Here is a 26327-nt window from a genome sequence, read left to right on the forward strand (position 1 = left end):
GGCGCTACATCTCTGTTTTAAACTAAAAACACACACACATGAAAAAATTAATCTACTTCGCATTTTCTTTATTGATGCTTGTAGCAAGCACCAATTTTGCTTCTGCAACAGAAAAAACAGACAAAGCACTAAGTGCTGCACAACAGGCAAAGCTTGAGCAATTGACCAACCGTGTAGAGCAGATTAGGAGCATGGACAAAAGCCACATGAGCCGCGCAGAGAAAAAAGAACTGCGCGCAGAACTGAGGCAAATGAAAAAAGAAGCAAATGCGATTGGTAACGGCGGTATTTATTTATCAGTAACGGCTTTGCTGGTGATTATTATTGTGTTGCTAATTTTATAATTGACAATTTAACCTCAACAAAAACGGCCTTTAGGAATTTTCTAAAGGCCGTTTTTGTTTTTAGCGAGAGAAAAAGGTTTCTATTCCACAATATCTTCCTTTATATGCTTGTATTTAAAAATGATAGGAAAAATAACCGCCAGCACCAACGCATAACCGGAAAAAGAAAACCAGATACTCTGCCAGTCACGAACGCCGTTTGTAGTAAAATAATCAACTACCCAACCGCTTAAAATACCCCCAAAGAAAGCGCCTAAACCGTTGGTCATAATCATAAACAAGCCCTGCGCGCTAGCTCTAATTTTAGGGTCCGATTCGCGCTCAACAAACAAAGAACCCGAAATATTGAAGAAATCGAAGGCCATACCGTAAACTATCATCGAAAACACCAAAAGGTATAAACCGTTTCCGGGGTTACCAATGCCAAACAGGCTAAAACGCAGTACCCAAGCAAAAATGCTAAGCAGCATCACTTTTTTGATGCCGAATTTTTGAAGGAAAAACGGAATGGTAAGGATAAATAAAGTTTCGGAAATTTGGGAGATAGAAAGCAAGAGGTTGGGATGTTGCACACCGAAGGAATGGGGATACATGGTTTTAAAATCATCTAGAAAAGCACCGCCAAACAAATTGGTGATTTGCAAGGCCGCACCTAAAAACATGGAAACAGTGAAAAATACAGCCATTTTTTTATTGCGGAAAAGCACAAAAGCATCTAAACCTACACTGTTGGCCAAGCTTCGTGCATCGCGAATTTTTAAAGGCGGGCGTTTAGGCATGGTAAAAGCATAAAGCCCTAGTAAAATACCGGCGCCGCCTGCAACATACAGTTGGTTGGCATTCTTTGTCCAGCCTAAGAAATCCACAATCCACATGGCGGCAATAAAGCCAATGGTGCCCCACACCCGTATAGGCGGAAAAGATTTTACAATGTTGAAACCTTTGCGCTCCAGCGCATTGTACGACACCGTATTTGCCAAAGCGATAGTAGGCATGTATAGCATAGAATTAAAAAGCATGATGATGTAAAGCGTGGGGTAATCGGTTATTTTAGAAGCTGCCAGGAGCAAGAGCGCAGCGAAGATATGGCAGACGCCCAAAACTCGCTCTGCGTTAAAAAACCTGTCGGAGATAATGCCCATGATAGCAGGCATAAATAAAGAGGCCACGCCCATGGTAGAAAAGATGCTTCCTACTTGTACTCCAGTAAAGTTGAGCGTTACAATCATGTAGCCGCCCAAAGAGATTAGCCATGCTCCCCAAACAAAAAACTGCAGGAAATTCATGGCAATCAATCGAGTTTTTAATCCCATAAAATGCACCGTTGGATGGGCAACCCTAAGTTATTTATTTTCGGGAATATGGAAATGAAAAAAGAGAGTTATGCTAATGGGAGGGGGGGTAGTGAGTATTGAGTAGAAAGTAGGGAGTAGAAGAATAGTGAGTGGTGAGTAAAAAGTAGTGAATGCTGAGTGAAAAAGTAGCAGATGCAAAATCTATCATATTCACGATTCACCATTCACCAATTACCATTCTCTAGTTGGATTTCCGCTTAGTCAGCTCGTCGCGGATGCGGGCCGCTTTTTCGTAGGCTTCTTCGGTTAAAGCGTCTTTCAATTGTTTTTGCAGTTCATCCTCCGAGTAAGCCGAGTAACTGTTTCCGGTGCTTTTTGGGCTCTCGGTTTGGGTGGGTTCTATGTTATCTAAAAAAACAAAATCAGTGCCTTCAATAACAATTCCGGCCGAAGCCAAAATAAATTCATAGGTATAAATTGGACAGCCGAACCTTACGGCAAGTGCAATAGCGTCAGACGAACGCGCATCTATCTCTAATGTTTTTTTTCCATCGTTACAAATCAGCTTGCTAAAAAACACGCCTTCAACCAAGTTGTAAATGATAACCTCCTGAACATTAATGTGGTACGCGTCTGCAAAAGATTTAAAAAGGTCATGAGTTAGAGGCCTGCTCGGCGTCATTTTCTCTATCTCTATGGCAATAGCTTGTGCTTCAAAACCCCCGATAATGATTGGCAGGCGACGCCGGCCATTTACTTCTCCTAAAACCAATGCGTAAGCACCTGATTGTGTTTGGCTGTATGATAAGCCTATGATATCTAGTTTAAGTTTTTTCATTGCTATAAAATCCCGCTACACCATATCACACGTATTGTTGATTGGCTTTGTATTAGCCAACATACATTTTGACAAAATTAAAGCCAAAATGTATGTTTTGTTTTGCTTGCTAATTTAAGCGTTTGCTTTTAAAGATTTTACCGCTTCAATTAATTTAGGTACAATTTCAAAGGCGTCGCCCACAATGCCATAATCGGCCACTTTAAAAAACGGTGCTTCCGGATCTTTATTGATCACCACAATAACTTTTGATGACGATACACCTGCCAAATGCTGTATGGCCCCCGAAATGCCAATGGCAATGTAAAGGTTTGGCGAAATAGCGATACCGGTTTGACCCACGTGCTCGCTGTGTGGGCGCCAATCGGCGTCGGAAACCGGTTTTGAGCAGGCTGTGGCAGCACCGAGTAATGAAGCAAGTTCTTCAATCATCCCCCAATTTTCTGGGCCTTTTAATCCGCGACCGGCGCTAACCACCAGCTCGGCATCTGGCAAAGAAACTTTATCTGTTGCACGTACCACCTCTTTAATTACCGCTTTTAAATCTTGCTGGTCCACAGGCGCGTTAAAGTCTTCTATGTTTCCTTCTCCGGCTTTTTCTATCACTTGATAAGCGTTTGGTGTTAAAGAAATAACCTTCACTTTTGAAGTTGCCTCTACGGTAGCAAAAGCTTTATTAGAGAATGCGCTACGCTTCACCTTAAATTGTCCGCCTGTGGTATCCGGAAGCTCAATAGCGCCGCTAATTACGGCAGCTTCAAGCTTTACGCCAATACGCGGCGCCAAACCTTTTCCGGAAAAAGAGTTAGACAATACCACCACCTCCGCATTTTCTTTTTTTGCCGCTTCTGCGATAACAGACGCATAAGCTTGGTTAACAAAAGTCTTTAACTGTTCGGTATTTACGTTTAAAGTTTTGTTTGCGCCATATTTGGCCAATTTAGCCAACTCGTCTTGCGCCACGTTTCCAATAGAAATAGCGATTAATGAAGTATCAAGTTGCGCTGCAACAGACTTTGCATAAGAAACAGCTTCAAATATTGATTTTTTGAATTTGCCTTCGGCATTTTCAACATATACTAGTACAGACATAATTTTTTTAATGAGGTTTTAGATAAATAAATGCGCTTAAATCACTTTTGCTTCGGCGTGCAATAAATCAATCAGTTTTTCCGGCTCTGCCGCGTCGATTAATTTTACGCTTCCGCGAGGTGCAGGCGTATCAAACTTTACAATTTGCGCTAGTTGCTCCACGCTAATTGGCTCTACAACATTCAAGGGTTTGGTTCTGGCACTCATGATACCTCTCATATTCGGGATTTTCCACTCGGCCACACCTTCTGCCGTGCCCGCTACAATTGGCAAAGGGATGCTAAGCACTTCTTTACCGCCTTCAATCTCGCGTTCTACCACAGCATTTCCCCCCTCTATATTCAGTTTTTTAATGATAGACACGGATGGGATATGTAACAGTTCGCCCAGCATAGCCGCCACCTGCGCGCCGTTATAATCAATAGATTCTCTTCCGGTTAAAATTAGATCAAAGGCTTTATCTTTAGCGTAATTGGCAATTTGCTGAGCCACAAAGTAGGCGTCCCGAGGCGCAGCATTTACTCTCACCGCATCAGTTGCACCCACGGCTAAAGCCTTGCGGATGGTGGGCTCGGTACTGGCTTCGCCAACATTAATTACGGTGACAGTGCCGCTGTTACTTTCCGCCAGCTCTACCGCGCGCGAAAGTGCAATTTCATCATAAGGGTTCAGCACGTATTGAACGCCCCCCTCATTAAACGAGGTATTGTCGTTATTAAATGTTATTTTGGTGGTGGTATCAGGCACGTTACTTATGCACACTAAAATTTTCATCTTCTCTTTATTTTAAATGGATAATCAATGAATCTTCATTTTGTTTGCTTTGCAAAATCATGGATGGTTTCCTAATATTGCGGTTTTTACAAATTTAATTTATTTAGGCATAAAATAAATGACCATGGACAGATTAGCACGCTTACTAGAATTTCTGCAGAACGAGCCTAACGACCCTTTTTTGAAGTACGCGCTTGCTACAGAGTACGTCCGCCTAAACCAAACAGAAGAGGCGCTCAAATATTATTTAGACCTTGTTGATAAACATACGGATTATATCGGCACCTATTATCATTTAGGAAAATTGTACGAACAATTAAATAAGCAAGATGACGCCATTAAAACTTACGAGCAGGGTATAGAAGTTGGCAAACGCATTAAAGACCAGCACGCTTTAAGCGAACTTTTAGGTGCTTACAATAGCTTACGCGATGAAATGGAGGATTGGTAGGGGATAGTGAGTATTGAGTGAATAGCAAATAGCAAGAAGTAAGTAATACAGCCCACTAATGAACTAATGAACTTTAAAACTAACCAACTAACCTCTAACCAACTAACCACACTTGAAAGGCAAACGTTTTAGAAAGCTGATTTTTTTGCGCGATGTTATTGCGTTTATGCTCACCTCGTTTGGTGGCCCGCAGGCGCATTTGGCCATTTTGCTGAATGATTTTGTGAAGAAACGAGCCTATTTAAGTGAGGAGGAGCTGATGGAGCTTTATGCGCTTACGCAGATATTACCCGGTCCTTCATCTACCCAAACGGTGGTGGGCGTTGCTTACAAGGTTGGTGGCTTAAGTTTAGCTATCCTTACGTTTTTAATTTGGGCAGTGCCTGCGGCCGCGGTAATGTGTTTTATCGCAATAAACCTCGAAACTTTTTCATTAAACCCCAGCTTTTCAAAAGTACTTCAGTTTATACAGCCCATCGCTTTGGGGATTGTAGCTTACGCGACTTACGCTTTTGGTAAAATAGCTTTAAAAAGCCAAATCAACATCATTTTGGCCACAGGCGCAGCGGCCGCGAGTTTAATTTTAAGAAGTCCCTTTGTGTTTCCGATACTTATTTTATTGGGCGGTATCGTTAGTTCGGCCACAGAAGCCAAGCATGAGGAAGATCAAATCAGGGTTAAGCTTTTTTCATCCATAAACACTAAAAAAGTAGCTTATTTCATTGGAGTGATGTTGGTTTTTGGATTATTAGGAGCCATAGTGAACCGAACTTCTCCTTTTAGTTTGCCTATCAGGTTGTTCGAGAATTTTTACCGTAATGGCATAATTATCTTTGGTGGCGGACAGGTTTTGGTGCCTTTGATGTACACAGAGTTTGTGGATGTAAAGCATTACCTCACAGGGCAAGAGTTTTTATCGGGCTATGCTTTACAGCAGATGATTCCGGGTCCTACATTTTCTTTTACCTCTTTTGTTGGCGCAATGTCTTTAGGTAACAGAGGTTATGGCGTAGTAGGGCAAATGATGGGCAGTGCCATCGCTGTTTTGGGTATAAATGCCCCGGGCTTGATTTTAATCTTATTTATTGTTCCTTTTTGGGAAGATTTAAAGAAGATTAACCGCATAAAAAGCTCGCTAAACGGTATTAATGCAGTTGCCGTGGGATTTATGTTTGCCGCTTTTTGGCTATTAATTAAACCTGTTGGTTTCAGCTACGAAAACATCGCTATCATGTTGGCCACTTTCCTTACCCTAAAATTCACGAAAGTTAAAACACCCTACATCATCTTAGTAGGCGTGCTTGCTGGGATTTTGTTAAGTTGAATTGAGTAGTGAGTATTAAGTATAAAGTAGCCTGGTAAACGTTTTAATTATCTTTATTCTTTGCTCTTTATTCCTTTTTCTATATTGGCAGTCTTGTTAATGTTAGTGCGGTCTTTATTCTTTGCTCTTTATTCCTTCCTCACAAACGAACTCCTAACAAACTAACTAACCACCCCCAACCACCTTGCTGCGTCTTTCAAATAAAATAACGTTGTGCCAAATGCCGTCCAACACGCCGATACGCTCGCGGTAGCCCACTCGCCTAAAACCCGATTTTTCGTGCAAACGAATGGTACTTTTATTGTCTTCAAAAATCTGAGCTTGCAAGGTCCATATCCCGTGCTCCTCGCTATGGCGAATTACGTGCTCCATCAAAACAAAGCCCAAGCCCAAACCTTTGCAGGCCGGATGCGCGTAAATGCTAATTTCGGCAACACCAGCATCTATACAATCATTTTGCACCTCGCGCAAGGCAACCCAGGCGCCCACGCGCTCGTCAATTTCGCAAATTAAGCGCGAGTGGGGCAGGTGCTTCGCATTCCACTCTTTCCAGCTTGGCGCCTCGGTTTCAAAAGTTGCGGTTTTAGTAGCTATTCCCAGTTCATATATTTTTTTAACGGCTTCCCAATGTTGGTGTTCAAGTGGCTTTACTAGCATTTTTTCTATGGATTTTCTTAAATAATGTCTGTCACAATTTCTTTTAAAGTAGGCAAAACTTCTTGTTTAAACCAAGGATTTTTTGCCTGCCATATATTGTTGCGCGGAGAGGGGTGGGGCAAAGGAAAAAACAGGGGTAAGTATTCGCGGAAATTTTTGACAGTTTCTGTCAAAGTGGCTTTCGTTTTATCTCCCAAATAATAATTTTGCGCGTACTGGCCAACCAATAAAAACAACTTTTTATCCGGCATCATTTGCAAAAGCTCTTTGTGCCATTTGGGCGCACATTCTTTGCGTGGCGGCAAATCTCCGCTGTTTCCGCGCCCTGGATAGCAAAAGCCCATCGGCATTAATGCAAAAAAATCGGTATCGTAAAACAAATCGCGGTCAACGCCCATCCAAGCGCGTAAGTTATCACCACTTTTATCATTCCACGGAATTAAGGTTTCATGCACTTTGCGGCCCGGCGCCTGCCCAACAATAATTATTTTGCTTTTTTCGCCTGCCAGCATTACCGGGTTTGCCCCAAAAGGCAAATATTGCTCGCACAGATGGCAGGCTTTAATCTCATCTAACAGCAACTTCATTCTTAAATAAACATAAGCATAATTAACTATTTGGCTAGTGCAATTAAAATGCCCGCGCTAACATGTGATAGTTTGCCGACAATTTGACCGAGGTAATTAGCTATAAATGACCAAGGTCAAACATTTGAGCGCTTTTTTTGCTTTAGTTTTGCAAAATGGTTAACAATAAATTAGCATTTGTTTACGTGTACGATGCCTTGTGCGGCTGGTGTTACGGCTTTAGCTCTGTAATGACCAAACTGTACGAACGTTACAAAAACCAATTTGATTTTGAGGTACTTTCTGGCGGAATGATTTTGGGCGATCGGGTAAAGCCGATAGGCGCTTCTGCAGATCTGATCCAAATCCATATCCCACGAATTGAAGAAACGGCAGGTGTAACATTTGGACAACCATACCTTGATATTTTAAAGGAGGGTACACAAGTCCAAAACTCCGAAAAACCTTCCATAGCATTGGCTGTTTTTAAATCATACCACCCTGAGCAAGCCGTTTTATTTGCCGCCGATTTGCAAAAAGCCAAGTACCTAAACGGCGCTGATTTTGAACAAGATGAGATTTATGTACCGATAGCAGAAAAATTTGGCATCCGCGGAAGCGAATTTATTGGAAAACTGCACGATGAAAAGTTTAAACAGGATGCCTATTACGATTTTGCATTGAGCAAGCAGTTGCAGGTAACCGGCTATCCGGCAGCTTTTATTAAAACCGGTGATTTAAATTTTTATATGGTTGCTAAAGGATATGCAGATTACGATACGATGGTGTTACGGGTAGAAAATGTTTTAAAACAGGTTTCTGCATGAAAAAAATAGCCATTATAGGTGCTACCGGGCTGTTGGGCAAACCTGTTGCGCAACGTTTGTTAGATGCCGGTTTTCAGGTTAGGATAATAGCCAGGAACGTGCAAAAGGCAAAAACTTTGTTTCCACATGCTGATGTTGTTTATGGCGACTTGAAAGATCGTACCTCTTTGATTAAGGGTTTGGACGGGCAAGATGCCGTATATTTAAATATCCATATTGGTCCCTACGCTAAAAAACGCGGATTTATTGCCGAAACCGATGGGATTATGAATTTGATTAGCGCGGCAAAACAAGCTGGCATTAAACGCATTGCTTACCTTACCTCTTTAGTTAAAGATTACCAAACAGAAAGCCGTTTTAAATGGTGGATTTTTGATGCCAAACTGAAGGCAGTACAGCTAATTAAAGGTGCAGGTGTGCCATATACTATTTTTCTGGCGTCTAGTTTTATGGAGAACTTCACCAAAGAAGGTGGTTTTATGAATGCCAATAACCTTAATTTGGTGGGGCAGTCTGACGTGAAAATCCATTGGATTAGCGCAGCCGATTATGCCAAACAGGTCTGCAAATCTTTCCAGCTTTTAACAGACGAAAACCGGGAATATATAGTGCAAGGTCCAGAAGCTTACACCACGCAACAAGCTTTGGAAATATTTAGGGACCATTACCAAAAGAAAAAGCTTTCTATCATCAAAATCCCAATGTACAGCCTGCTTTTAGGCAGTCTGCTGTCTACACGTATCGGCTATGCTTACCGCTTATTGTACGCAAAAAACCACTACCGCGAAAAATTTGCAGCGCAATTTACTTGGGACGAGTTGGGTAAACCTACCGAAACCATTGCGGAATTTACCCAGCGGATACAAGCATTGTAAATCAGCTATTTTTTAAAATTTTACGGATGGTAGCCATACCTTCATCAATATGGGCTTCTTCCATGGTTAATGCAGGTCTAAAACGGATAGAGCGGTCGCCACAGCCCAAAAACAGCGTGTTTGCTTCAAGTCCTTTGGCAATAAAGCGATTTCTAAAATCTTCTGCAGGTAAATCAAAGGCGCAAAGCAAGCCCCTGCCTCTTGCGTTTGTAATCCGCCCGTCTTCCTCAGCTAAAGCCGATAATTGTTGCAAAAGATAATTTCCCACGCGTGCTGCTTGGGCGCACAGTTTGTCTTCCTCTATAATCTGCAGGATTTTTTCGCTACGTACCATATCCACTAAATTACCGCCCCAGGTGGAGTTGATGCGCGATGATACTGTGAAAACGTTGTCTTTAACTTCATCAACCCTGTGTCCCGCTAAAATGCCGCAAACCTGCATTTTTTTGCCAAAGGCGATGATATCCGGACGGGCTTTTGCTCCAAAATGCTCAAAACACCAGAATTTACCACTAAGGCCCACGCCGGTTTGTACCTCATCATAAATTAACAAAGCCTCATTAGCATCACATAAAATCCTCAGTTGCTCTAAAAACTCTTGCCGCACATGATTATCTCCGCCTTCAGATTGTATGGGCTCAATAATAATCGCGCAAATTTCATCTGGATGAGCGATAAAGGCATCCTTAATTTGTTGGATGCTGCGCTGTTCTGCGTTGATAAGCGCATCTAAATTTTCATCATTTAACGGAAACTGTACGGCAGGCAGTTGTACGCGTGGCCAGTCGAACTTTGCAAACCACTTTGTTTTTACCGCAGTGGTATTGGTTAAGCTCATGGTATATCCGGTGCGTCCATGAAAAGCATGTTCAAAGTGCAATACTTTGTGCCCTTTTTCTTGCCGGTAGCCCTTTGCAAAGTTTTTTTGTACTTTCCAGTCCATTGCCGTTTTAAGTGCATTTTCAATGGCTAAGCCTCCGCCGGCCACAAAAAACGCGTGCGGCAAATCATGCGGAATTGCTATTTCTGAAAAAGTGTTTACAAAGCTGGCGTACTGCTGTGTGTAAATGTCGGAGTTGGAAGGGTTTGCGATTGCTGCCAACAATAGGTTTTCTTTAAAACGCTCATCTTCCGTCATTTTTGGATGGTTGTATCCTAAAGGTACAGATGCAAAACAGGTGAAAAAATCCAACAGATAACGTTCGTGTTTTGCATCATACATCCTTACGCCCTTGCTTTTCTTTATATCATAAACCAGGTCAAAACCGTCTGTAAGTACATGTTTAGCTAATGATTTTTTTACGTCGTTTGGTGCAACGAGGAGATTATACATGGCGCAAACTTACAAAAAATGCCTTTACTGATGATTTGGCGGGTGTAGCGGCTATGTGCTATAGAGCTGTAAAAAGCTACATACTGTTAATTTATGTTAAAAGCGCCTTTTTAAAATGATAAGCGTTAAACCTTTTGTTGCTCGTTGCATCCTAACAGCAAATAACCTTTAAAAATTTAAAAAAATGAAAAAAGCAATTAAAACCGTAGCATTCTCTGCTGTTGTAATCATGGGATTATCTGTTAGTGCTTTTGCACAAAAAGCGCCTGCTAAAGATGTTAAGTCTGCAAAAAAAGCAACAAGCGAATTAAACCTTAGCGACGCGCAAAAAGCCCAGTTAAAAGCCAATCACGAGCAAGCAAAAGCCAATCGTGATAAATTTAAATCGTCTTTAACTGCCGAGCAGAAAAAAATTGTAGAGAATAAAACTTTAGATCGTAAAACTAAAGCCAAACAACTGCAAGCCACCTTAAGCCCAGAACAAAGAGCTGCACAAAAAGCCAACTTAGAGCAAGCAAAAAAGAACCATGAAGCTTTCCATGCAAGCTTAACTGCCGAGCAAAAAGCAAAGGCCGATAGCCTAAAAGGCAAAAGAATGGCACACAAAGGCGCTAAAAAATCGCCTAAAAAAGGTTAAATCAGCCGATACAATCTTTTGTGATTAGCCTCGAGCGTCGGCGCCGTGCCGGCGCTTTTTTGTTTAAATGCTTTTTTAAAAGTGTTGAGGTCTTTGCAAATTCTCACATCACGTATCTACGTCCTCAAATCTAACGTCTCCAAACACCCTTTTGTCTTTTTTCTTTTAGGTTTCGTCTATAATCTATCCGCTTACATCTCATACAGTGCTTGTTGTCTTTAAACCTTTTAAAAAAAGCACCATCTTAGCTAAACACAAATTAACGAAAGCGATGGGAAAATCCGGACAGCGCGACCTACGGTGTCTTGGTTTCTCGTCAACAATTTTAAAAATCAATTTAAAACAAAATGAGAAAGTTACTGAAATCAATTGCTTTAACAGGCGCGTTGGCGCTAGGTTTGTCCGTGGGCGCTTTTGCACAAAACGGCGGTGGCGGCTTTAGAGGCGGCATGGACAGGATGAATTATGACCAGCTTAACCTAACAGAAGTGCAAAAGAAACAGGTTGGCGCTAACCGCGAAGCACAACGTGCAGGGCAAGAGAAGTTTAATGCCAGCTTAACTGCCGACCAGAAAAAAATCATGGAAGACACTAGCATACAACCGCGCGAGCGTTTCCAGAAACTGCAGGCCAGCTTAACAGCTGATCAAAAAGCAATACAACAAGCTAATATGGAATTGGGCCGTAAAAACCGCGAAGCTTTTGAGGCCAGCTTAAGCGCCGAGCAAAAAGCAAAATACGACGAAATGAGAGCTAATTGGCGCCCGGGAGGCAACCGCCAAAATGCACCTAGAAACGACTAATTATTGGTTTAATGGTTAACAGCAGAGCCGAGGGTGAACGCCTTCGGCTTTTTTTGTGAGGAAAGAATGGAGGATGAGTGAGGAGTAAAGACACGTTCATCAACCCTTGTTTTGTTCCTTCAATCGAGCGTGTTGCCTGTGCTATCTGGATACTCTCGATATACTCTCTTTTAAGAGGAGAGTATTTACATATTTTAGCATCCACCGTAAAATAAAAAAGCCTGAAATCATCTGATTTGCAGGCTTTTATCATTCTTTGGTGTCTCTACCGGCGGAAGAAGAGGGATTCGAACCCCCGGACCTGTTACAGTCAACGGTTTTCAAGACCGCCGCATTCGACCGCTCTGCCATTCTTCCGAGGGCAAAAGTACGAAAGCCATCCATTATGGCAAATTTATTTTACAAAATTTCCTCCGCCCACTTATAAACATTTAAACATCAGTTTTTTAATTTTTTAGCAACCTGTAAAAGCGCGGTTTTTGACGCCAAATTCCATCCAATTCCTTTCTGAAAATGGCTTGTAAAGCGTTTAAACAAATGATATAGACAGTTGCTTAATCCGGTATATTTTTTCAATAATTTGTGTAAACGCAAAGATTAACGTAATTTTCGGCCGTCATGTCGAAAATAAAAACACCGTTAAGGTCCAAAGAAACAGTTTTCAAAAACGAAGTCACCACAAAATTTGAACTTTATAACAGTCTTTTTCTAACCTTACCATTCTATAGCGTTAAAAACACGGGTTTAGCGCTGCCCTATTTTTTTAAATATTGTGAAGAAGGAACCGAGAAAAGTTTAAGGCCCGATGAGATTATCGAATCTTTTTTCTCTAAACAGGTTGAAGTAACCGATCAGAAAGAAATTTTTGACTTGCTGTTCCGCTTTATACAATATATAGAGCGGCAAGTTGTGCTGTTTGATGCCGTTGAAGACGCTGCTTTTTCAAAAATAAGCGATTTAGATGAAGCTACTTCTTTAAATAGCCTCATGAACAAGGCTTTGGAAGACGAATCTTTGTATAAAAATACACAAGAGGCGTTGGCCGAGTTTAAGCTACGTTTGGTTTTAACCGCTCACCCAACGCAGTTTTATCCGGGGCCAATTTTAGGCATCATGACGGATTTAACAGATGCCATTAAAGACAACGATGTAAATGCCATCAACCTGTTGTTGAAACAACTGGGGAAAACGCCTTTCTTTAAAAAAGAAAAACCTACTCCTTTTGATGAGGCCGTAAGCTTAACTTGGTATCTCGAAAATATATTTTACCAAACCGCATCCAACGTACATAAAAATTTAGAAGACGTTTTTAACCTCGATTTAGGAAACCATACTTTAATAGAGCTGGGTTTTTGGCCAGGCGGCGACCGTGACGGTAACCCTTACGTAACCACAGAAATTACCGAAAAAGTTTCATCGTTTTTGCGCCAAGCTTTGTTTAGATGCTATTTCCGCGACTTTAAAAACTTGAAACGCCGCGTAACTTTTAATGGCGTTGAAAAATATATGGACGTTTTAGAGAAAGTGATTTACGAAAATGCTTTCGAGTCTAACGGAAATGGCAAAAACGTCAAAGAAGAGCTTTTAGATAATCTGCGAAATATCCGCAGAGTGTTAAATGATTATCACGATGGTTTGTTTACTAGCTTGGTGGATGATTTTATTTGGAAGGTAAAGCTTTTCGGTTGTCATTTCGCATCCTTAGATGTACGTCAGGATAGCCGCGTTTTGCGTAAGCTATTTTCAGAATGTATCCAAACTGCTCCGGTAAAAGGCACAATCCCTGCAAATTACATGGATTTGTCTGAGGAAGAGAAGATAAAAGCTGTGCCGCTTAACCAGTTGGATTTAACTGAGTACAGCAACTTTGCCGAGTTAAGCAAAGATGCGCTAGATGTTATCCGGTTGATAAAAAACATGCAGAACAAGAGCGGTAAAAGAGCCTGCCACCGCTTCATCATCAGCAACTGCCAAAAAGCTTCTGATATTTTACAATTGATGCAATTGTTTTTATGGAGCGGATGGACCTTGGATGAACTGGATATGGACTTTGTCCCTTTGTTTGAGACCATTGACGATTTAAAGTACGCGCACGAGGTGATGGAGATTTTGTACACCCATCCGGTTTACCAAAAACATTTGGAACGCAGAAAAGCGCGTCAGGTTATTATGTTAGGCTTTTCTGATAGTACCAAAGACGGTGGCTACTTAATGGCAAATTGGTCTTTATACTACGCTAAATATACGTTAACAGAAATTTCGCGCAAGCACAATATAGATTTAGCTTTCTTTGATGGTAGGGGAGGTCCGCCTGCAAGAGGAGGCGGTAAAACGCATAAATTTTACGCTTCTTTTGGTAAAGATGTCGCCAACAAACAAATCCAAGTTACGGTACAAGGCCAAACCATCAGTTCGCAGTACGGCACTTTTGAAAGCTCGCGCAACAACATGGAGCAGTTGATTAACGCCGGTATTTCCTCGGCTTTAAATAAAAAAGATGCAGATACCATGGCGCAAAGCGAACGGGACTTGTTTAACAGCTTGGCCGATACCAGTTATGATACTTTTATGAGCTTGCGCAGCAATTCGCTTTTCTTGAAGTTTTTAGAGGTGCAAAGCCCGCTGAAGATGCTTTCGCAGATAAACATTAGCAGCAGGCCGGTTAAGCGTAACTCTGATGCCGAACTAAAACTGGAAGATTTGCGTGCAATTAGCTTTGTGACCTCTTGGAGCCAGTTGAAGCAGAACATCCCAGGTTTTTACGGCGTAGGAACAGCTTTAGCAAAAATTAAGGCAGAAGGGAAGTGGGATGAAGCAAAAGAACTTTACGCCGGCAACGGGTTTTTCCGCGCGGTGATGGATAACTGCATGATGTCTATGACTAAGGCAGATTTCCGTTTGACAGCTTATTTAGAGAGCGACGAAACTTTTGGCGCTTTCTGGAAAGGCCTAAAAGATGAATTTGTTTTAACCGAAAAGCTATTGTTAGAGCTGAGCGGGACAGAAGTGCTGATGCAGAAGTATCCTTTAGACAGGCAATCCATCCGCGTACGCGAAAAAATTACACTTCCATTGGTGATTATTCAGCGTTATGCAATCATCCGCTGTTTGGATAAAAACACCAGCGAAGCCGATAGAGAAATCTATAACAAACTGATTCTTAGAACACTTTACGGAATTGTTAACGCCGCACGAAACTCTGCATAATTAAGAAAGCTCCTAAATTAGGAGCTTTTTTTATGGTCTCTTGTTTCACAGAAATCTTTGTTTTAACTTATGTTCTACTAATTTATCGGAAATATGGGGGAAAGTTTACCAAACGCATTAACTGATGAAGACAAAATGCTACGTCAGTTTTTCGATTTTACACCAGATTTGTTTTGTGTAGCCTCTTTTGAAGGCAAGTTTTTAAAAGTAAACCCAGCCGTATCAAACGTTTTAGGTTATACCGAAGAAGAGCTTTTGCAAATCAGAATATTAGATTTGATTGCAGAAGAAGATAAAGAAATTACAAGTACCAGCAGAGACGGCATAAAAGAAGGAAAACCCTTAACCAATTTTGAAAACCGCTACATCACTAAATCCGGTGAAACTGTTTGGCTTTCGTGGACCTCCGTTCCGGTGCACGAGCATAAATATATTTTTGCAATAGCTAAAGATGTAACGGAGCGCAAGAAAAGCGAAGCAGAACAACAGTTGCTGTACCAAGAAATTGACCGGGCAAACAAAGATTTAGAACATTTTGCCCGCATGGCCTCGCATAATCTTCGCTCGCCCATTGCCAACATCATGGGGCTTTTTGATCTGATTGATTACGATAAACTGGCGGATGAAGACAATGCCAACGTGGTGCGTTTAATCAAGCAATCAACAGAGAAAGTAAGCGATACTTTAGAAACCTATATCAATAGCTTGATTAGAAAAGACGGTACTTCTAAATTATTGCTCAAAGAATTAAGTTTAGCCGAATGTTTAAATAATGTAAAGCAATCTTTAAACTCCCTTATCGCACAAAGTGAAGCTCTTATAAAAACAGATTTTAACGCATTTAATTCCGTCACTTTCAACCAAAGTTATTTGGAAAGCGTTTTATTAAATCTGCTTACCAACGCTTTGAAATACCGAAAACCCCGCCAGCAGGCAGAGGTTTTGTTTAGTACCCAGATAAATAACGGTAAAAAACAGCTGATTGTAGCCGATAAAGGTTTGGGTTTTGATATGGAAAAAGCTAAAGGACGCATTTTTGGTTTAAACCAAACTTTCCATACCAATCATGATGCAAAAGGGGTTGGACTGTTTTTGGTGAAAAAGCATATCACCGAGCTAGGTGGCGATATTTCTGTGGATAGCACGAAAGATGTGGGCACCCGGTTCACCATCACATTTCCCTAAATCCATGGGTAAGTAAAGGGTTTGTCAGAAACAAAAAAAGAGGAATAGCAGCACTATTCCTCTTTTTGTTTTAATTCTAGGTGCGGTTGCACGCCCCAGGTTTTTATTTTAGTTTTCCTAAAGCATCTGCAATTCTTTTGCAGGCTTCGCGCAGCTCATCTTCAGATGCTGCGTAAGAAATACGGATACATTTTTCGTTGCCAAATGCTTCGCCGGTTACGGTAGAAACGTGTGCAGTGTTCAACAAATACAAAGAAATATCTTCTGCATTGTTCATCGTTTGTCCGTCAACAGATTTACCAAAGAACGAAGAAACATCTGGGAAGAAATAGAAAGCACCATCAGGTAAATTCACTTTTAAACCCTCAATCTGGCTCAACAGCTCATGTACAATGCCTCTTCTTTTCAAGAAGGCATCGCGCATTTCGTGAACTTCTTTTAAGCCTCCCTCTAAAGCAGCTAAACCGGCTTTTTGAGTGATAGAGCAAGATCCTGAAGTAACCTGGCCCTGTAATTTGTCTGCCGCATCGGCAATTTCTTTAGGCGCAGCCAAATAACCAATTCTCCAGCCTGTCATCGCATAAGCTTTTGAAAAACCGTTTACAACAATTGTCCGGTCTTTTACAGATGCAAACTCTGCGATAGAAACGTGGCCTCCAATAAAATTGATATGCTCGTAAATCTCATCAGAAAGAATGAAGATTTCCGGGTGTTTTTCAAAAACTTTTACCAAAGCTGCCAATTCTTCTCTGCTGTAAACACTGCCTGTAGGGTTGCAGGGCGATGAAAACATAAACATTTTGGTTTTCGGCGTAATGGCGGCCTCTAACTCTTCTGGCGTAATTTTAAAATTGTTTTCTGCTGTGGCATTAATAAAAACCGATTCACCTTCGGCCAATTTTACCATTTCCGAGTAAGAAACCCAGTAAGGCGTAGGGATAATCACCTCATCGCCAGGGTTAATCATCACCATTAATGCGTTTGCCAATGCTTGTTTAGCACCGGTTGATACCACAATTTGGTCAAAATTATAATCTAAATTATTTTCTCTTTTCAGTTTGGCGGCAATGGCTTTTCTCAAATCCGGATAGCCAGAAACCGGCGTATAGTAAGTGAAGTTCTTATCCATGGCTTCAACCGCAGCGTCCTTAATAAATTGAGGCGTGTGGAAGTCAGGTTCGCCAAAGCTTAGGTTAATCACATTGATTCCTTTAGCGGCTAATTCGCGGCCTAATTTGGCCATTTTAATCGTCTGGCTTTCTGCCAGATTGTTGATTCTATTAGATAAAATACTCATGATTTATGTTGTGTTGGCAAAGATATAAAAATACTTTTTATGCGGTAAAGGAATGTAAATTCAATAAGTTTGTAAGCCCTGCGTTAACAATTCATAAAAATAAGAGTGCCTTGCAAACAAAATTAAAAATAGTGCTAACAAGCTTGCTCACCAGCATCATGCTGATGGTGTTAAAATTTGTTGCCTACTATATAACACAATCAAATGCTATTTTTACCGATGCCGTAGAAAGCATTGTAAACGTGCTGGCATCGGCCTTTGCCTTCTACAGCATTTATTTGGCCGCACAGCCTAAGGACCAAAACCATCCTTACGGGCATGGCAAAATCGAGTTTTTTTCCGCTTTTTTTGAGGGGGCTTTAATCGGTATCGCTGGATTAATTATCGTGGTGAAATCGGTTTATAACCTGTTTTATCCGCAACAGCTCTCCGCTATTTTAGACGGTGTGGCCATCATCGGTTTTACCGGAGCTGTTAACGGTGCTTTAGGGTACTATCTGATTAAAAAAGGTAAGGATTTAAATTCGATTACTTTAAACGCAGACGGAAAACACCTGTTAAGTGATGCCGTAAGTACCTTAGGGTTGATGCTGGGTTTGGTATTAATTTATTTTACCAATTTATTTGTGCTGGACAGCCTTATCTCTTTTGCGGTGGGATGTTATGTTTTATATACCGCTTACCGCTTGGTGCGCAAATCTGTGGGCGGGTTGATGGACGAATCTGACGTGGAAACGGTGGAAAAAGTAGTCAGTTTTTTAAACGTTAACCGCCACGAAGCTTGGATTGATGTGCATAATTTACGCACCCAACGTTACGGCGCCGAAACGCATATCGATTGCCACGTAACTTTGCCTTATTATTACGAGCTGACGCAGGTACACCATGAGATTTCTGAAATTGACCGTTTGGTGAGCGAGAATATTGGCGAACAAACCGAGTTTTTTATCCATGCGGACCCTTGTTTGCCGCAATGTTGCCATTATTGCCGCTTAAAAAATTGCCCGGTGCGTAGCGAAGCGCAAACTATAGAGGTGGTTTGGACTTTAGATAACGTTACAAAAAACCAAAAACATTTTGAGCGATGAATGGAGAGAAAGATTTTAATGTTAGGGTTTACGGATTATTGATAGACGAGCATAAGCGGATTTTATTGAGCGATGAAGAACGTAACGGCACGCGCTTTATCAAATTCCCGGGCGGAGGTTTAGAATTTGGCGAAGGCTTGCTTGAAGGTTTAAAGCGCGAATTTTTAGAAGAATGCAACTTGCAAGTGCAAGTGGAGCGCCATTTTTACACCACCGATTTTTTTGTGGCTTCGGCCTTTGGTGGCGGGCAACTGATTTCAGTTTATTATTTGGTGAAGCCCCTGCACGATTTCGGTTTTAAATTGGCAGCGTGCGCTTATGATTTCGGTGAGCAAAAAGGTGACGAAAAGCAATGCTTCAGAATGGTTCCGCTGGCAGATTTGGGTCCCGGAGACCTTACTTTCCCGGTAGACCAGCACGTGGTACAATTATTAAAAACTACTTTACAATGAAAGATTTAGTTAGAAGAGATTTACAGCATATTTGGCATCCATATACGCAGATGAAAACCGCTGCGCCACCCATACCCGTAGTGAAAGGAGAGGGGGCATATTTGTACACAGAAGACGGCCGTAAATTAATTGATGCGGTTTCTAGCTGGTGGGTAAACATTCACGGGCACAGCCATCCCTATATTGCACAAAAAGCGTTTGAGCAGTTGCAACAGTTGGAGCATGTGATTTTTGCAGGTTTTACGCATCCGCAGGCAGTTACCCTAGCCGAAAACCTTTTGAGCATTTTGCCAGCCAATCAGAACAAAGTTTTTTACTCTGATAACGGTTCTACGGCGGTAGAAGTTGCCATAAAAATGTGTCTGCAATATTGGTTTAACAAGGGCCACAAACGCCAGAGAATATTGGCTTTTAAAGATGCCTACCATGGCGATACTTTTGGCGCAATGGCAGTAAGCGGACGCAGTGCGTGGACAGCGCCTTTTGATGCACTTTTATTTGATGTAGAGTTCTTGGATTTGCCTACAAAAGAAAATATAGGGGCTCTAAAATCCCAAATATCAAATCTTAAATCTCATTTGGCCTGTTTTATTTTTGAACCTTTAATCTTGGGTTCGGGTGGGATGTTGATGTACGATGCAGATTTATTAGACGATTTGTTACAGCACTGCCATAAAGAAGAGGTATTGACCATTGCAGATGAAGTGATGACGGGCTTTGGCCGTACAGGAAAGCTTTTTGCCACAGATTATTTAAACCACAAAGCAAACATTATGTGTTTCTCCAAAGGTTTAACCGGCGGAACCATGGCCTTGGGCATCACTACTTGCACTGCGCAAATTTACGAAGCCTTTTTATCAGACGATAAACTGAAAACCCTATTCCACGGCCATTCGTTTACGGCAAACCCTGTGGCTTGTGCGGTAGCAAACGCCAGTTTTGACCTGCTTATCCAGCCGCAAACGATGGCGAATATCCAGCGCATCCAACAAAAACATCAAGATTTTAAAACACGGATCCAAAACCATTCTAAGCTTAAAGAAGTGCGCCAAACCGGCACCATCATCGCCATGGAATGGCGCATGGAAGCCACATCTTACTTTAGCGACATCCGCGACCGTTTATATAACTACTTTTTAGCCCAAAATATCATCCTCCGCCCCTTAGGCAATATCCTATACATTTTACCGCCTTATTGCATCAGCAATGAAGATTTGGATTATGTGTATGCTAAAATTGAAGAAGCTTTAGAAGTGATTTAGTGGGCTAGGATTAAGTAGCGAGTAGGAAGTAGAAAGTAGAAAAGAAGCGAGTAGCAAGTAGCAAGCACGCCTGTCTTTACTCCTTATTCTTTACTCCTTATTCTTTACTCTAGGCTTCAAACTTGTAACCCACACCTTTTACGGTAGTTACGTACTCGTCGCCAAGTTTTTCTCTTAGTTTACGTATATGTACATCAATAGTGCGGTTAGTTACCACCACAGAGTCTTCCCAGATACTGCTTAAAATGGCGTCGCGCGTGTACACTTTGCCAGGTTTAGAAGCCAGCAAATACAAAAGTTCAAATTCTTTTTTTGCTAAAGAGATTTTTTCGCCGTTTTGATAAACTAAAAACGAATCGCGGTCAATCACCAAATCGGCAATTTCAATTTTATCTTCTTCGGCTTCTTCATTTTGTGAATTGCGTCTTAGGATAGCGTTAATGCGGCTTACCAGGGCGCGCGGTTTAATGGGTTTGGCTATATAATCATCGGCACCAACGTTAAAGCCTGCAATTTCAGAGTACTCTTCGCTACGGGCTGTTAAAAACACCATAAAAGTATTTTTAAACTCGGGCATGGCGCGTAAAAGCCTGCAGGCCTCAATGCCGTCCGTCTTCGGCATCATAATATCTAAAATGATTAAATCTGGCTGAACTTTACGTGCTTCGTCGATGGCCTCTTTTCCGTTATTAGCGGTGTAAACCTGGTAACCTTCTTTCTTTAGGTTATATTCAATTAATTCCAGAATATCTGGCTCGTCGTCAACAATTAAAATCTTTGGTCTGCTACTCATTAAAAAACTTTTGTTACGAAATTAATATCTTTTCCGCCAGCTTGGGTTAAATTAATATTAACAGATTGTTAAACTTCCGAGCCTTAAAATTGATTAAAGCGTTTTTTCTAAAAACTGGTTTAAAGCATCCCCGCGAAGGTTTTTAGCGATGATTTTTCCGTTAGGGTCAATCAAAAATGAAGCAGGGATTGCGCTTACATTATACAATACCGCCGTTGGCGAATCCCATTGTCTCAGTTCTGAAACTTGCGCCCAATCTAATTTATCGCTCACAATGGCTTTTTTCCAGGCTTCTTCGTTGTCATCCAAAGAAAAACCTAAAACCGTAAAATTTCTGTTTTTGAAACGGTGGTAAGTGGCCACCAAATTTGGGTTTTCTTGGCGGCAAGGTCCGCACCACGATGCCCAAAAATCTACCAGCACATATTTGCCTTTGAAATCTGCCAGCTGAATAGTTTTACCATCCGGACTTAAAGCACTTATATTAGGTGCTTGGCTGCCAATGGCAACCTTCTGCGCACTTTGCATTTGTTCTGCAAAAGATACAATAGCTTTGTTTTTTGGGAAATATTCTTTTGCTTTTTGGCTGTAGTCAATCAGCTGTTTTTCGTAGGCGTCGTGGTTCATGCCCATCATTACATTTGCCGCAAAAAATGCGGTTAATGATTTTTTATTGTTCTCAATAAATTTCATGGATTGCTCCATAAAAGGCTGCGCAAGCGTTTGCATTTTACCATTGTATTCTGCAATCAGCTGTTCTCGGCTGCCCACGTCGGCCGTGATTTTTTGGCTATACTCTTCGGCCAGCTTTCCGTTTTTTTCGCTAAAATCTGCCGTAATTTTGTTGTATTCGGTTATTTTATCGGCTTCATCGGAGCCTTTAAGTTCGTAATTTCCGCCAGGGCGACTTAAATCTGCTTTAAGCTCAATTTTATCGCCATTTTCTGCAATCACTAAAAAAGTTTGCTGACCAATAGCCACTTGATAAAAATCTGGTTCCTCGCTTTTGGCCGTTAAGCTAAATTTTTTGTCTTCGTTTAAAAAAGTAGAATCGATAGGTGTCATCTGCCCGTTATTATCCAATTCTAACAGATAAACTTTTTGGGCGTTTCCGGGGTTTGTTAAAGCGCCTTCAATGCTAAAACTGTCTTTTTTTGCACATGCAGTGGCTAACAAAGCCCATCCAACCAATCCTACGATATAAACTCTTCTCATTTCGCTTGCTCTAATTTTTCTAATAACAACTGATTTGCTTTTTTTGGATCCACTTTACCGTGCGAGAGCTTCATTACCTCGCCCATAAACATTCCAATAACTCCTTTTTTGCCGTTGTGGTATTCTATTACTTTATCTGGGAACTTATTTAACGCGGCCATGATAAAAGCGTCAAGCTCATTGTCGCATTTTTTATGTATCAAATTAAGTTCTTCTACCAGTTGGCTTACCTTCGCTTGCGGGTTTTTAGCTAAAGCGGCAAAAAGCTTGTTTTTAGCTTGGTTGTTATTGATTTCACCTCCGTCTACCAAATCAATAATCGCCGCAATTTCTTGCGCAGGTATCTGCAAATCTGCAAAACTTTGTTGTGTTTCTTTTAAGTAAGAGCGTAACGTTCCCATTACCCAGTTAGATGCCAGCTTGTAATTTTTTGTGTGCGCCGTTATCTCCAAAAAACAATCGGCCATCGCTTTTTCTGCGGTAAGCACCAAAGCATCGTAGGCTGGTAAGTTCATTTCTTTGGTGAATTTTTGATAAAGCTCCTCGGGTAAGGCGGGCATTTCGGCTTTTACGGCTTCTAAAAACTCTTCAGAAATAGATAAAGGCAACAAATCTGGTTCTGGGAAATAGCGGTAATCGTTCGCCATTTCTTTAGAACGCAAAGGGCTGGTTTTGCCGGTATTGGCGTCAAAATTTAAGGTGTTTTGATCAATGGCTTTTCCCTTGTTCAACAGTTTGATTTGACGTTCAATCTCGTGTTCTATAGCGCGCTGTACGTTTTTAATAGAGTTAAGATTTTTTACCTCGCAACGGTTGCCCAGCTTTTTCTCTCCTTTTAAACGTACAGAAATATTGGCATCGCAACGCATAGAGCCTTCTTCCATGTTGCCATCGCAAATATCAAGGTAGCGCACTAGTTTGCGCAATTCTGTTAAATAAGCGGCTGCTTCTTCGCCTGTGCTTAACATAGGTTCGGTTACTACCTCTAACAAAGCTACGCCAGCACGGTTTAAATCTATGTACGAATAGTTTGGATCCATCTCGTGGATGCTTTTGCCTGCATCTTCTTCCATATGGATGCGGTTTAAAATGATGTCTTTCTCACTGCCATCATCCAAGCGGATTTTTAAACTGCCGCCCAAACAGATAGGCTCGTTATCTTGCGTAATCTGATAGCCTTTGGGTAAATCGGCGTAAAAATAATTTTTACGATCAAAAAAGTTAAAGCGGTTAATTTTACTGTTGATGGCCAAGCCTAACTTGGTGGCATATTTTACCGCTTTTTCGTTAGTTAAAGGCAAAGCGCCGGGTAAACCCAAAGAAACCGGACTGATATTTTGATTTGGTAAACTTCCAAAACTTGCCGAGTCTGTGCAAAAAGCTTTAGACGCAGTAGATAATTGAACATGCACCTCTAGCCCGATAACAGCCTCGTATTGTTCAAAATTGTTTATAATATGATTCATTAAGTATCAAAAGTTTACTAAAGTGGCTATTTTATTGTGATTTTCAAATATAAATTAATTCATGGCAATTACTTTAACAAAATAAATATTCGTAACCGGCTTTAAGTTAGGAGGCTAAATTTTTTGGATGAGGAAGTTTTAGGTAAAGATGTTAAGACAAACAGTGGTTTTAAGGAGAAGTTTTAACCTCGGAAAAACCTAATCCACTATCTTAGAACCGAAGTAATAAAACACAGCCAGCCAAATAAGGCCTTTAATTAAAAAGAATAAAAAGCCCGCTATTCCCAGGCGTTTAAGCCATGTTTTGAATTTGGAATCCATGGGTTTAAAGATACTATTATAAAATAGCTTTTTGTACCTCTCCGTTCTTTGTTGCCAGTTTTTCCAAACTACCTAATTCGGTCAGCTCGTTTAGCAATTGTTCGCTTTGTTTTTCTGATGGACAGGTAAGTTCGGCAATTCTCTGAAGGAAGCGAATAAAAGAACCCTAAGATAAGCGATTGTTTCCTAAGTGTTACTTGTTTGAATTTTTGTAACAGTTATAATTCTTATCCAAACCTTACCGATGTCATGGTAAGTGAACCACCAACGGCTTTATCGTTAAAGAACGAAACCTCGTCTTTATTGGTCTGTAAACCTATGTTGTACATTAAAGGTAGGTAATGCTCGGGCGTTGGGATAGCCAACATAGCTTCTTTTCCTAAGCCGGGATAATTAATTAACGCTTTATGGTTGCCCTCTGCAATTAGCTCTTTAAATTTGCTATTCATTTGCATAGCCCAATCATAGGCATAATCCGTATCATTTAATTTGTCCCAAGCAACCATCCTTAAATTATGGACCATATTTCCGCTTCCGATAATTAGTACGCCTTTTTTTCTTAAAGCAAGTAATTCTTTAGCAAGGTCGTAGTGAAATTGCGGGCCTTTGGTATAATCAATGCTCAGCTGTAAAACCGGGATGTTTGCTTCGGGGTACATATGCCTTACAACTGTCCAAGTGCCGTGGTCCAAACCCCAATCATGGTCAAGCTCCACATGTGCCGAATGCAGTAAATCTGCTGTTTCTTTTGCAAGAACAGGATTGCCCGGTGCGTTGTACTGCACATCAAAAAGCGCTTGTGGAAAGCCACCAAAGTCATGGATGGTTTTTGGGAAATCCATAGCGGTAATGTGGGTGCCTTTTGTAAACCAGTGTGCCGATACTACCAATACTGCTTTAGGTGTTGGAATCTCTTTGGCCATTTGGGTCCATCTGCGGCTAAATTCCGTATCCTCAATTCCGTTCATGGGCGAACCATGGCCGATAAACAGTACAGGCATAATTGTTTCCTGTTCACTTAATCCGCTGGTGAAATTTTTGAATGCTGCTAACGTTGTCATACTTATTGCTCCTATTCCAATTGTTTTTATGAAATGTGATCTTTTCATCTAAAACCTTGTTATTTCATAAGCTACCATCTCCGCAATCAGTAAGTTACGAAGATGGTATGCTATGTTTTGTAAAGAGGTATTGCTTGCTAGCTTTTTCGGTTGAGAAAATAATCAACTGAATATTTGCCGCTCCCTGCAACTAACAATACCACATATACCAGCAGATAATGTAAGCCGGCTTCCATTTTAGTAAATGGATCAGCCGCATGGACAAAAAATACGGCTACCAACATCGTAATTATCAGTGGGATAGTTGCTAATCTGCTGGCAAAACCAACCAAAATTAATATCGAACATATCACTTCGGCAAAAATGGCAAGCACTAATGAAAATTCGGCGCTCATGCCCATTATCGGTATAAACTGTACCGGTGCATCTGCAAGCAACATATTTAATTTGGGGATGCCGTGCGTAAGCATTAATGTTGCTATCCCAACCCTTGCTATCAATAGCGCTACTCCAATGGTATTGGATGTGTTGTCCACACTAAATAACTTCTTCATTTATCGTTGGTGTATTTCTAAATTATTTTTGGATAAATTCCCCGTCTGCTTTTATCTGCACTTCATCGCTAATCATTGGAGCCGGGAATCCTGCACCTAAATTAAAGTCGGAACGTTTAATTACGCCTTCAAGCTGAAAGCCCGCAGTGCTAGCTTTTGTCATCTGGTTTACCACGGTTCCTCTGTATTTTAAATCCATAGTAACAGATTTGGTGATGCCATGCAGGGTAAGGTCTCCTGTAAGTTTGTATTTGTTTGTGCCGTCTTTTTTTAACGATGTGCTTTTGAACGTTAACTCGGGATATTTCTCTACATCAAAAAAGTCTGCGCTTTTAAGGTGGTTGTTTCTTGCTTCAACACGGGTGTCAATGGAAGCTGCTTTAGCGGTTAGTTCGAACTTGGCATCACTAAAATCGGGTTTCGATGATGTTATTTTCACATCAAAATCATTGAAAGTTCCAGAAACATCAGAAATACCTAAATGTGTAACCGTAAACCCAAGTTGAGAGTGTGGATCGTCGTTTTCCCAAGTTGAAACAAATTTTGTAAAACCGGTTAATGCAATAAATGCGATGATAATTAAAGCTGTCTTTTTCATTTTGTTGTTATT

At 41.1% G+C, this 26327-nt stretch carries 26 protein-coding genes and 1 tRNA gene; 12 read left to right on the forward strand and 15 right to left on the reverse strand.

Features of this window, described 5'->3' with window-relative positions; genetic code table 11:
* The first annotated feature begins 38 nt into the window (after positions 1-38).
* Positions 39-344, forward strand: coding sequence for a hypothetical protein (locus tag BCY91_RS12330; protein WP_120182356.1), 306 nt, complete (start codon positions 39-41; stop codon positions 342-344).
* 80 nt (positions 345-424) lie between these two features.
* Here the strand turns inward: BCY91_RS12330 and BCY91_RS12335 are convergent, their stop codons facing one another.
* The 4 genes from BCY91_RS12335 to BCY91_RS12350 form a co-directional block, all read right to left on the reverse strand.
* Entirely contained in the window at positions 425-1657 is a 1233-nt protein-coding gene (locus BCY91_RS12335; protein ID WP_120182357.1) for a nucleoside permease, read from the reverse strand.
* 223 nt (positions 1658-1880) lie between these two features.
* The gene (locus BCY91_RS12340) at positions 1881-2477 is read right to left on the reverse strand and encodes a bifunctional nuclease family protein (RefSeq protein WP_120182358.1); all 597 of its coding nucleotides are present in this window, start codon (positions 2475-2477) and stop codon (positions 1881-1883) included.
* Between the two features lie 114 nt (positions 2478-2591).
* Entirely contained in the window at positions 2592-3569 is a 978-nt protein-coding gene (locus tag BCY91_RS12345; protein ID WP_120182359.1) for an electron transfer flavoprotein subunit alpha/FixB family protein, read from the reverse strand.
* A gap of 36 nt (positions 3570-3605) precedes the next feature.
* Positions 3606-4343 (reverse strand): electron transfer flavoprotein subunit beta/FixA family protein, encoded by a 738-nt coding sequence (locus BCY91_RS12350; protein WP_120182360.1) that lies wholly within the window; start codon positions 4341-4343, stop codon positions 3606-3608.
* Positions 4344-4467: 124 nt separating this feature from the next.
* On the opposite strand from BCY91_RS12350, the gene BCY91_RS12355 reads away from it, so the two are divergent.
* A complete protein-coding gene (locus tag BCY91_RS12355) occupies positions 4468-4794 on the forward strand; it encodes a tetratricopeptide repeat protein (protein WP_394341555.1) in 327 nt (108 codons plus the stop codon).
* Positions 4795-4906: 112 nt separating this feature from the next.
* Positions 4907-6118 (forward strand): chromate efflux transporter, encoded by a 1212-nt coding sequence (gene chrA, locus BCY91_RS12360; protein ID WP_120182362.1) that lies wholly within the window; start codon positions 4907-4909, stop codon positions 6116-6118.
* Between the two features lie 165 nt (positions 6119-6283).
* Here the strand turns inward: chrA and BCY91_RS12365 are convergent, their stop codons facing one another.
* Together BCY91_RS12365 and BCY91_RS12370 are read right to left on the reverse strand one after the other, a co-directional pair.
* The gene (locus BCY91_RS12365) at positions 6284-6775 is read right to left on the reverse strand and encodes a GNAT family N-acetyltransferase (RefSeq protein ID WP_120182363.1); all 492 of its coding nucleotides are present in this window, start codon (positions 6773-6775) and stop codon (positions 6284-6286) included.
* Positions 6776-6792: 17 nt separating this feature from the next.
* Positions 6793-7362 carry a uracil-DNA glycosylase family protein gene (locus BCY91_RS12370; protein ID WP_120182364.1) on the reverse strand — a complete coding sequence of 190 codons (570 nt, stop codon included), beginning with the start codon at positions 7360-7362 and terminating at the stop codon, positions 6793-6795.
* Between the two features lie 155 nt (positions 7363-7517).
* On the opposite strand from BCY91_RS12370, the gene BCY91_RS12375 reads away from it, so the two are divergent.
* Together BCY91_RS12375 and BCY91_RS12380 are read left to right on the forward strand one after the other, a co-directional pair.
* Positions 7518-8168 (forward strand): DsbA family protein, encoded by a 651-nt coding sequence (locus BCY91_RS12375; protein WP_120182365.1) that lies wholly within the window; start codon positions 7518-7520, stop codon positions 8166-8168.
* Entirely contained in the window at positions 8165-9043 is an 879-nt protein-coding gene (locus BCY91_RS12380; RefSeq protein ID WP_120182366.1) for an SDR family oxidoreductase, read from the forward strand. The genes BCY91_RS12375 and BCY91_RS12380 overlap by 4 nt, the downstream gene beginning before the upstream one ends.
* Position 9044: 1 nt before the next feature.
* Here the strand turns inward: BCY91_RS12380 and lat are convergent, their stop codons facing one another.
* On the reverse strand, positions 9045-10376 hold the full coding sequence (lat, locus tag BCY91_RS12385) for an L-lysine 6-transaminase (RefSeq protein WP_120182367.1): 1332 nt from the start codon (positions 10374-10376) through the stop codon (positions 9045-9047).
* Between the two features lie 184 nt (positions 10377-10560).
* Between lat and BCY91_RS12390 the strand changes: the two genes are divergently transcribed.
* Positions 10561-11013, forward strand: coding sequence for a Spy/CpxP family protein refolding chaperone (locus BCY91_RS12390; protein ID WP_120182368.1), 453 nt, complete (start codon positions 10561-10563; stop codon positions 11011-11013).
* A 347-nt stretch (positions 11014-11360) separates the two neighbouring features.
* The gene (locus tag BCY91_RS12395; protein ID WP_120182369.1) at positions 11361-11816 is read left to right on the forward strand and encodes a Spy/CpxP family protein refolding chaperone; all 456 of its coding nucleotides are present in this window, start codon (positions 11361-11363) and stop codon (positions 11814-11816) included.
* 272 nt (positions 11817-12088) lie between these two features.
* Here BCY91_RS12395 and BCY91_RS12400 read toward each other — a convergent pair.
* Positions 12089-12173 (reverse strand) — tRNA-Ser (locus BCY91_RS12400).
* Between the two features lie 261 nt (positions 12174-12434).
* Here BCY91_RS12400 and BCY91_RS12405 point away from each other — a divergent pair.
* Together BCY91_RS12405 and BCY91_RS12410 are read left to right on the forward strand one after the other, a co-directional pair.
* Positions 12435-15023: a phosphoenolpyruvate carboxylase gene (locus tag BCY91_RS12405; protein WP_120182370.1), complete on the forward strand. Its 2589-nt coding sequence runs from the start codon at positions 12435-12437 to the stop codon at positions 15021-15023.
* 93 nt (positions 15024-15116) lie between these two features.
* Positions 15117-16208 carry a PAS domain-containing sensor histidine kinase gene (locus BCY91_RS12410; RefSeq protein WP_120182371.1) on the forward strand — a complete coding sequence of 364 codons (1092 nt, stop codon included), beginning with the start codon at positions 15117-15119 and terminating at the stop codon, positions 16206-16208.
* Between the two features lie 103 nt (positions 16209-16311).
* On the opposite strand, the gene BCY91_RS12415 is transcribed toward BCY91_RS12410, so the two are convergent.
* Positions 16312-17505 (reverse strand): pyridoxal phosphate-dependent aminotransferase, encoded by a 1194-nt coding sequence (locus BCY91_RS12415; protein WP_182995378.1) that lies wholly within the window; start codon positions 17503-17505, stop codon positions 16312-16314.
* Positions 17506-17615: 110 nt separating this feature from the next.
* On the opposite strand from BCY91_RS12415, the gene BCY91_RS12420 reads away from it, so the two are divergent.
* Genes BCY91_RS12420 through bioA form a run of 3 tightly spaced genes read left to right on the forward strand, consistent with a single transcriptional unit; the run spans position 17616 to position 20307 of the window.
* Complete coding sequence (locus tag BCY91_RS12420) at positions 17616-18593, forward strand: cation diffusion facilitator family transporter (protein ID WP_245989123.1); 978 nt, start codon at positions 17616-17618, stop codon at positions 18591-18593.
* On the forward strand, positions 18590-19045 hold the full coding sequence (locus BCY91_RS12425; RefSeq protein WP_120182373.1) for an NUDIX domain-containing protein: 456 nt from the start codon (positions 18590-18592) through the stop codon (positions 19043-19045). Before BCY91_RS12420 ends, BCY91_RS12425 begins: the two co-directional genes overlap by 4 nt.
* Complete coding sequence (gene bioA, locus BCY91_RS12430; RefSeq protein ID WP_120182374.1) at positions 19042-20307, forward strand: adenosylmethionine--8-amino-7-oxononanoate transaminase; 1266 nt, start codon at positions 19042-19044, stop codon at positions 20305-20307. The genes BCY91_RS12425 and bioA overlap by 4 nt, the downstream gene beginning before the upstream one ends.
* Positions 20308-20416: 109 nt before the next feature.
* Here the strand turns inward: bioA and BCY91_RS12435 are convergent, their stop codons facing one another.
* From BCY91_RS12435 to BCY91_RS12460, 6 genes are all read right to left on the reverse strand, one after another.
* Positions 20417-21100: a response regulator transcription factor gene (locus BCY91_RS12435; protein WP_120182375.1), complete on the reverse strand. Its 684-nt coding sequence runs from the start codon at positions 21098-21100 to the stop codon at positions 20417-20419.
* 93 nt (positions 21101-21193) lie between these two features.
* Positions 21194-22315: a TlpA disulfide reductase family protein gene (locus BCY91_RS12440; RefSeq protein WP_120182376.1), complete on the reverse strand. Its 1122-nt coding sequence runs from the start codon at positions 22313-22315 to the stop codon at positions 21194-21196.
* Positions 22312-23781, reverse strand: a complete 1470-nt coding sequence (gene gatB / locus BCY91_RS12445; RefSeq protein ID WP_120182377.1) for an Asp-tRNA(Asn)/Glu-tRNA(Gln) amidotransferase subunit GatB — start codon at positions 23779-23781, stop codon at positions 22312-22314. Before gatB ends, BCY91_RS12440 begins: the two co-directional genes overlap by 4 nt.
* A gap of 548 nt (positions 23782-24329) precedes the next feature.
* Positions 24330-25163, reverse strand: a complete 834-nt coding sequence (gene ygiD / locus BCY91_RS12450; protein WP_120182378.1) for a 4,5-DOPA-extradiol-dioxygenase — start codon at positions 25161-25163, stop codon at positions 24330-24332.
* 137 nt (positions 25164-25300) lie between these two features.
* On the reverse strand, positions 25301-25717 hold the full coding sequence (locus tag BCY91_RS12455) for a DoxX family protein (protein WP_120182379.1): 417 nt from the start codon (positions 25715-25717) through the stop codon (positions 25301-25303).
* 22 nt (positions 25718-25739) lie between these two features.
* Positions 25740-26315: a YceI family protein gene (locus BCY91_RS12460; RefSeq protein ID WP_120182380.1), complete on the reverse strand. Its 576-nt coding sequence runs from the start codon at positions 26313-26315 to the stop codon at positions 25740-25742.
* Between the last annotated feature and the right edge of the window lie 12 nt (positions 26316-26327).

Source organism: Pelobium manganitolerans, from assembly GCF_003609575.1.
Lineage (GTDB): Bacteria > Bacteroidota > Bacteroidia > Sphingobacteriales > Sphingobacteriaceae > Pseudopedobacter > Pseudopedobacter manganitolerans.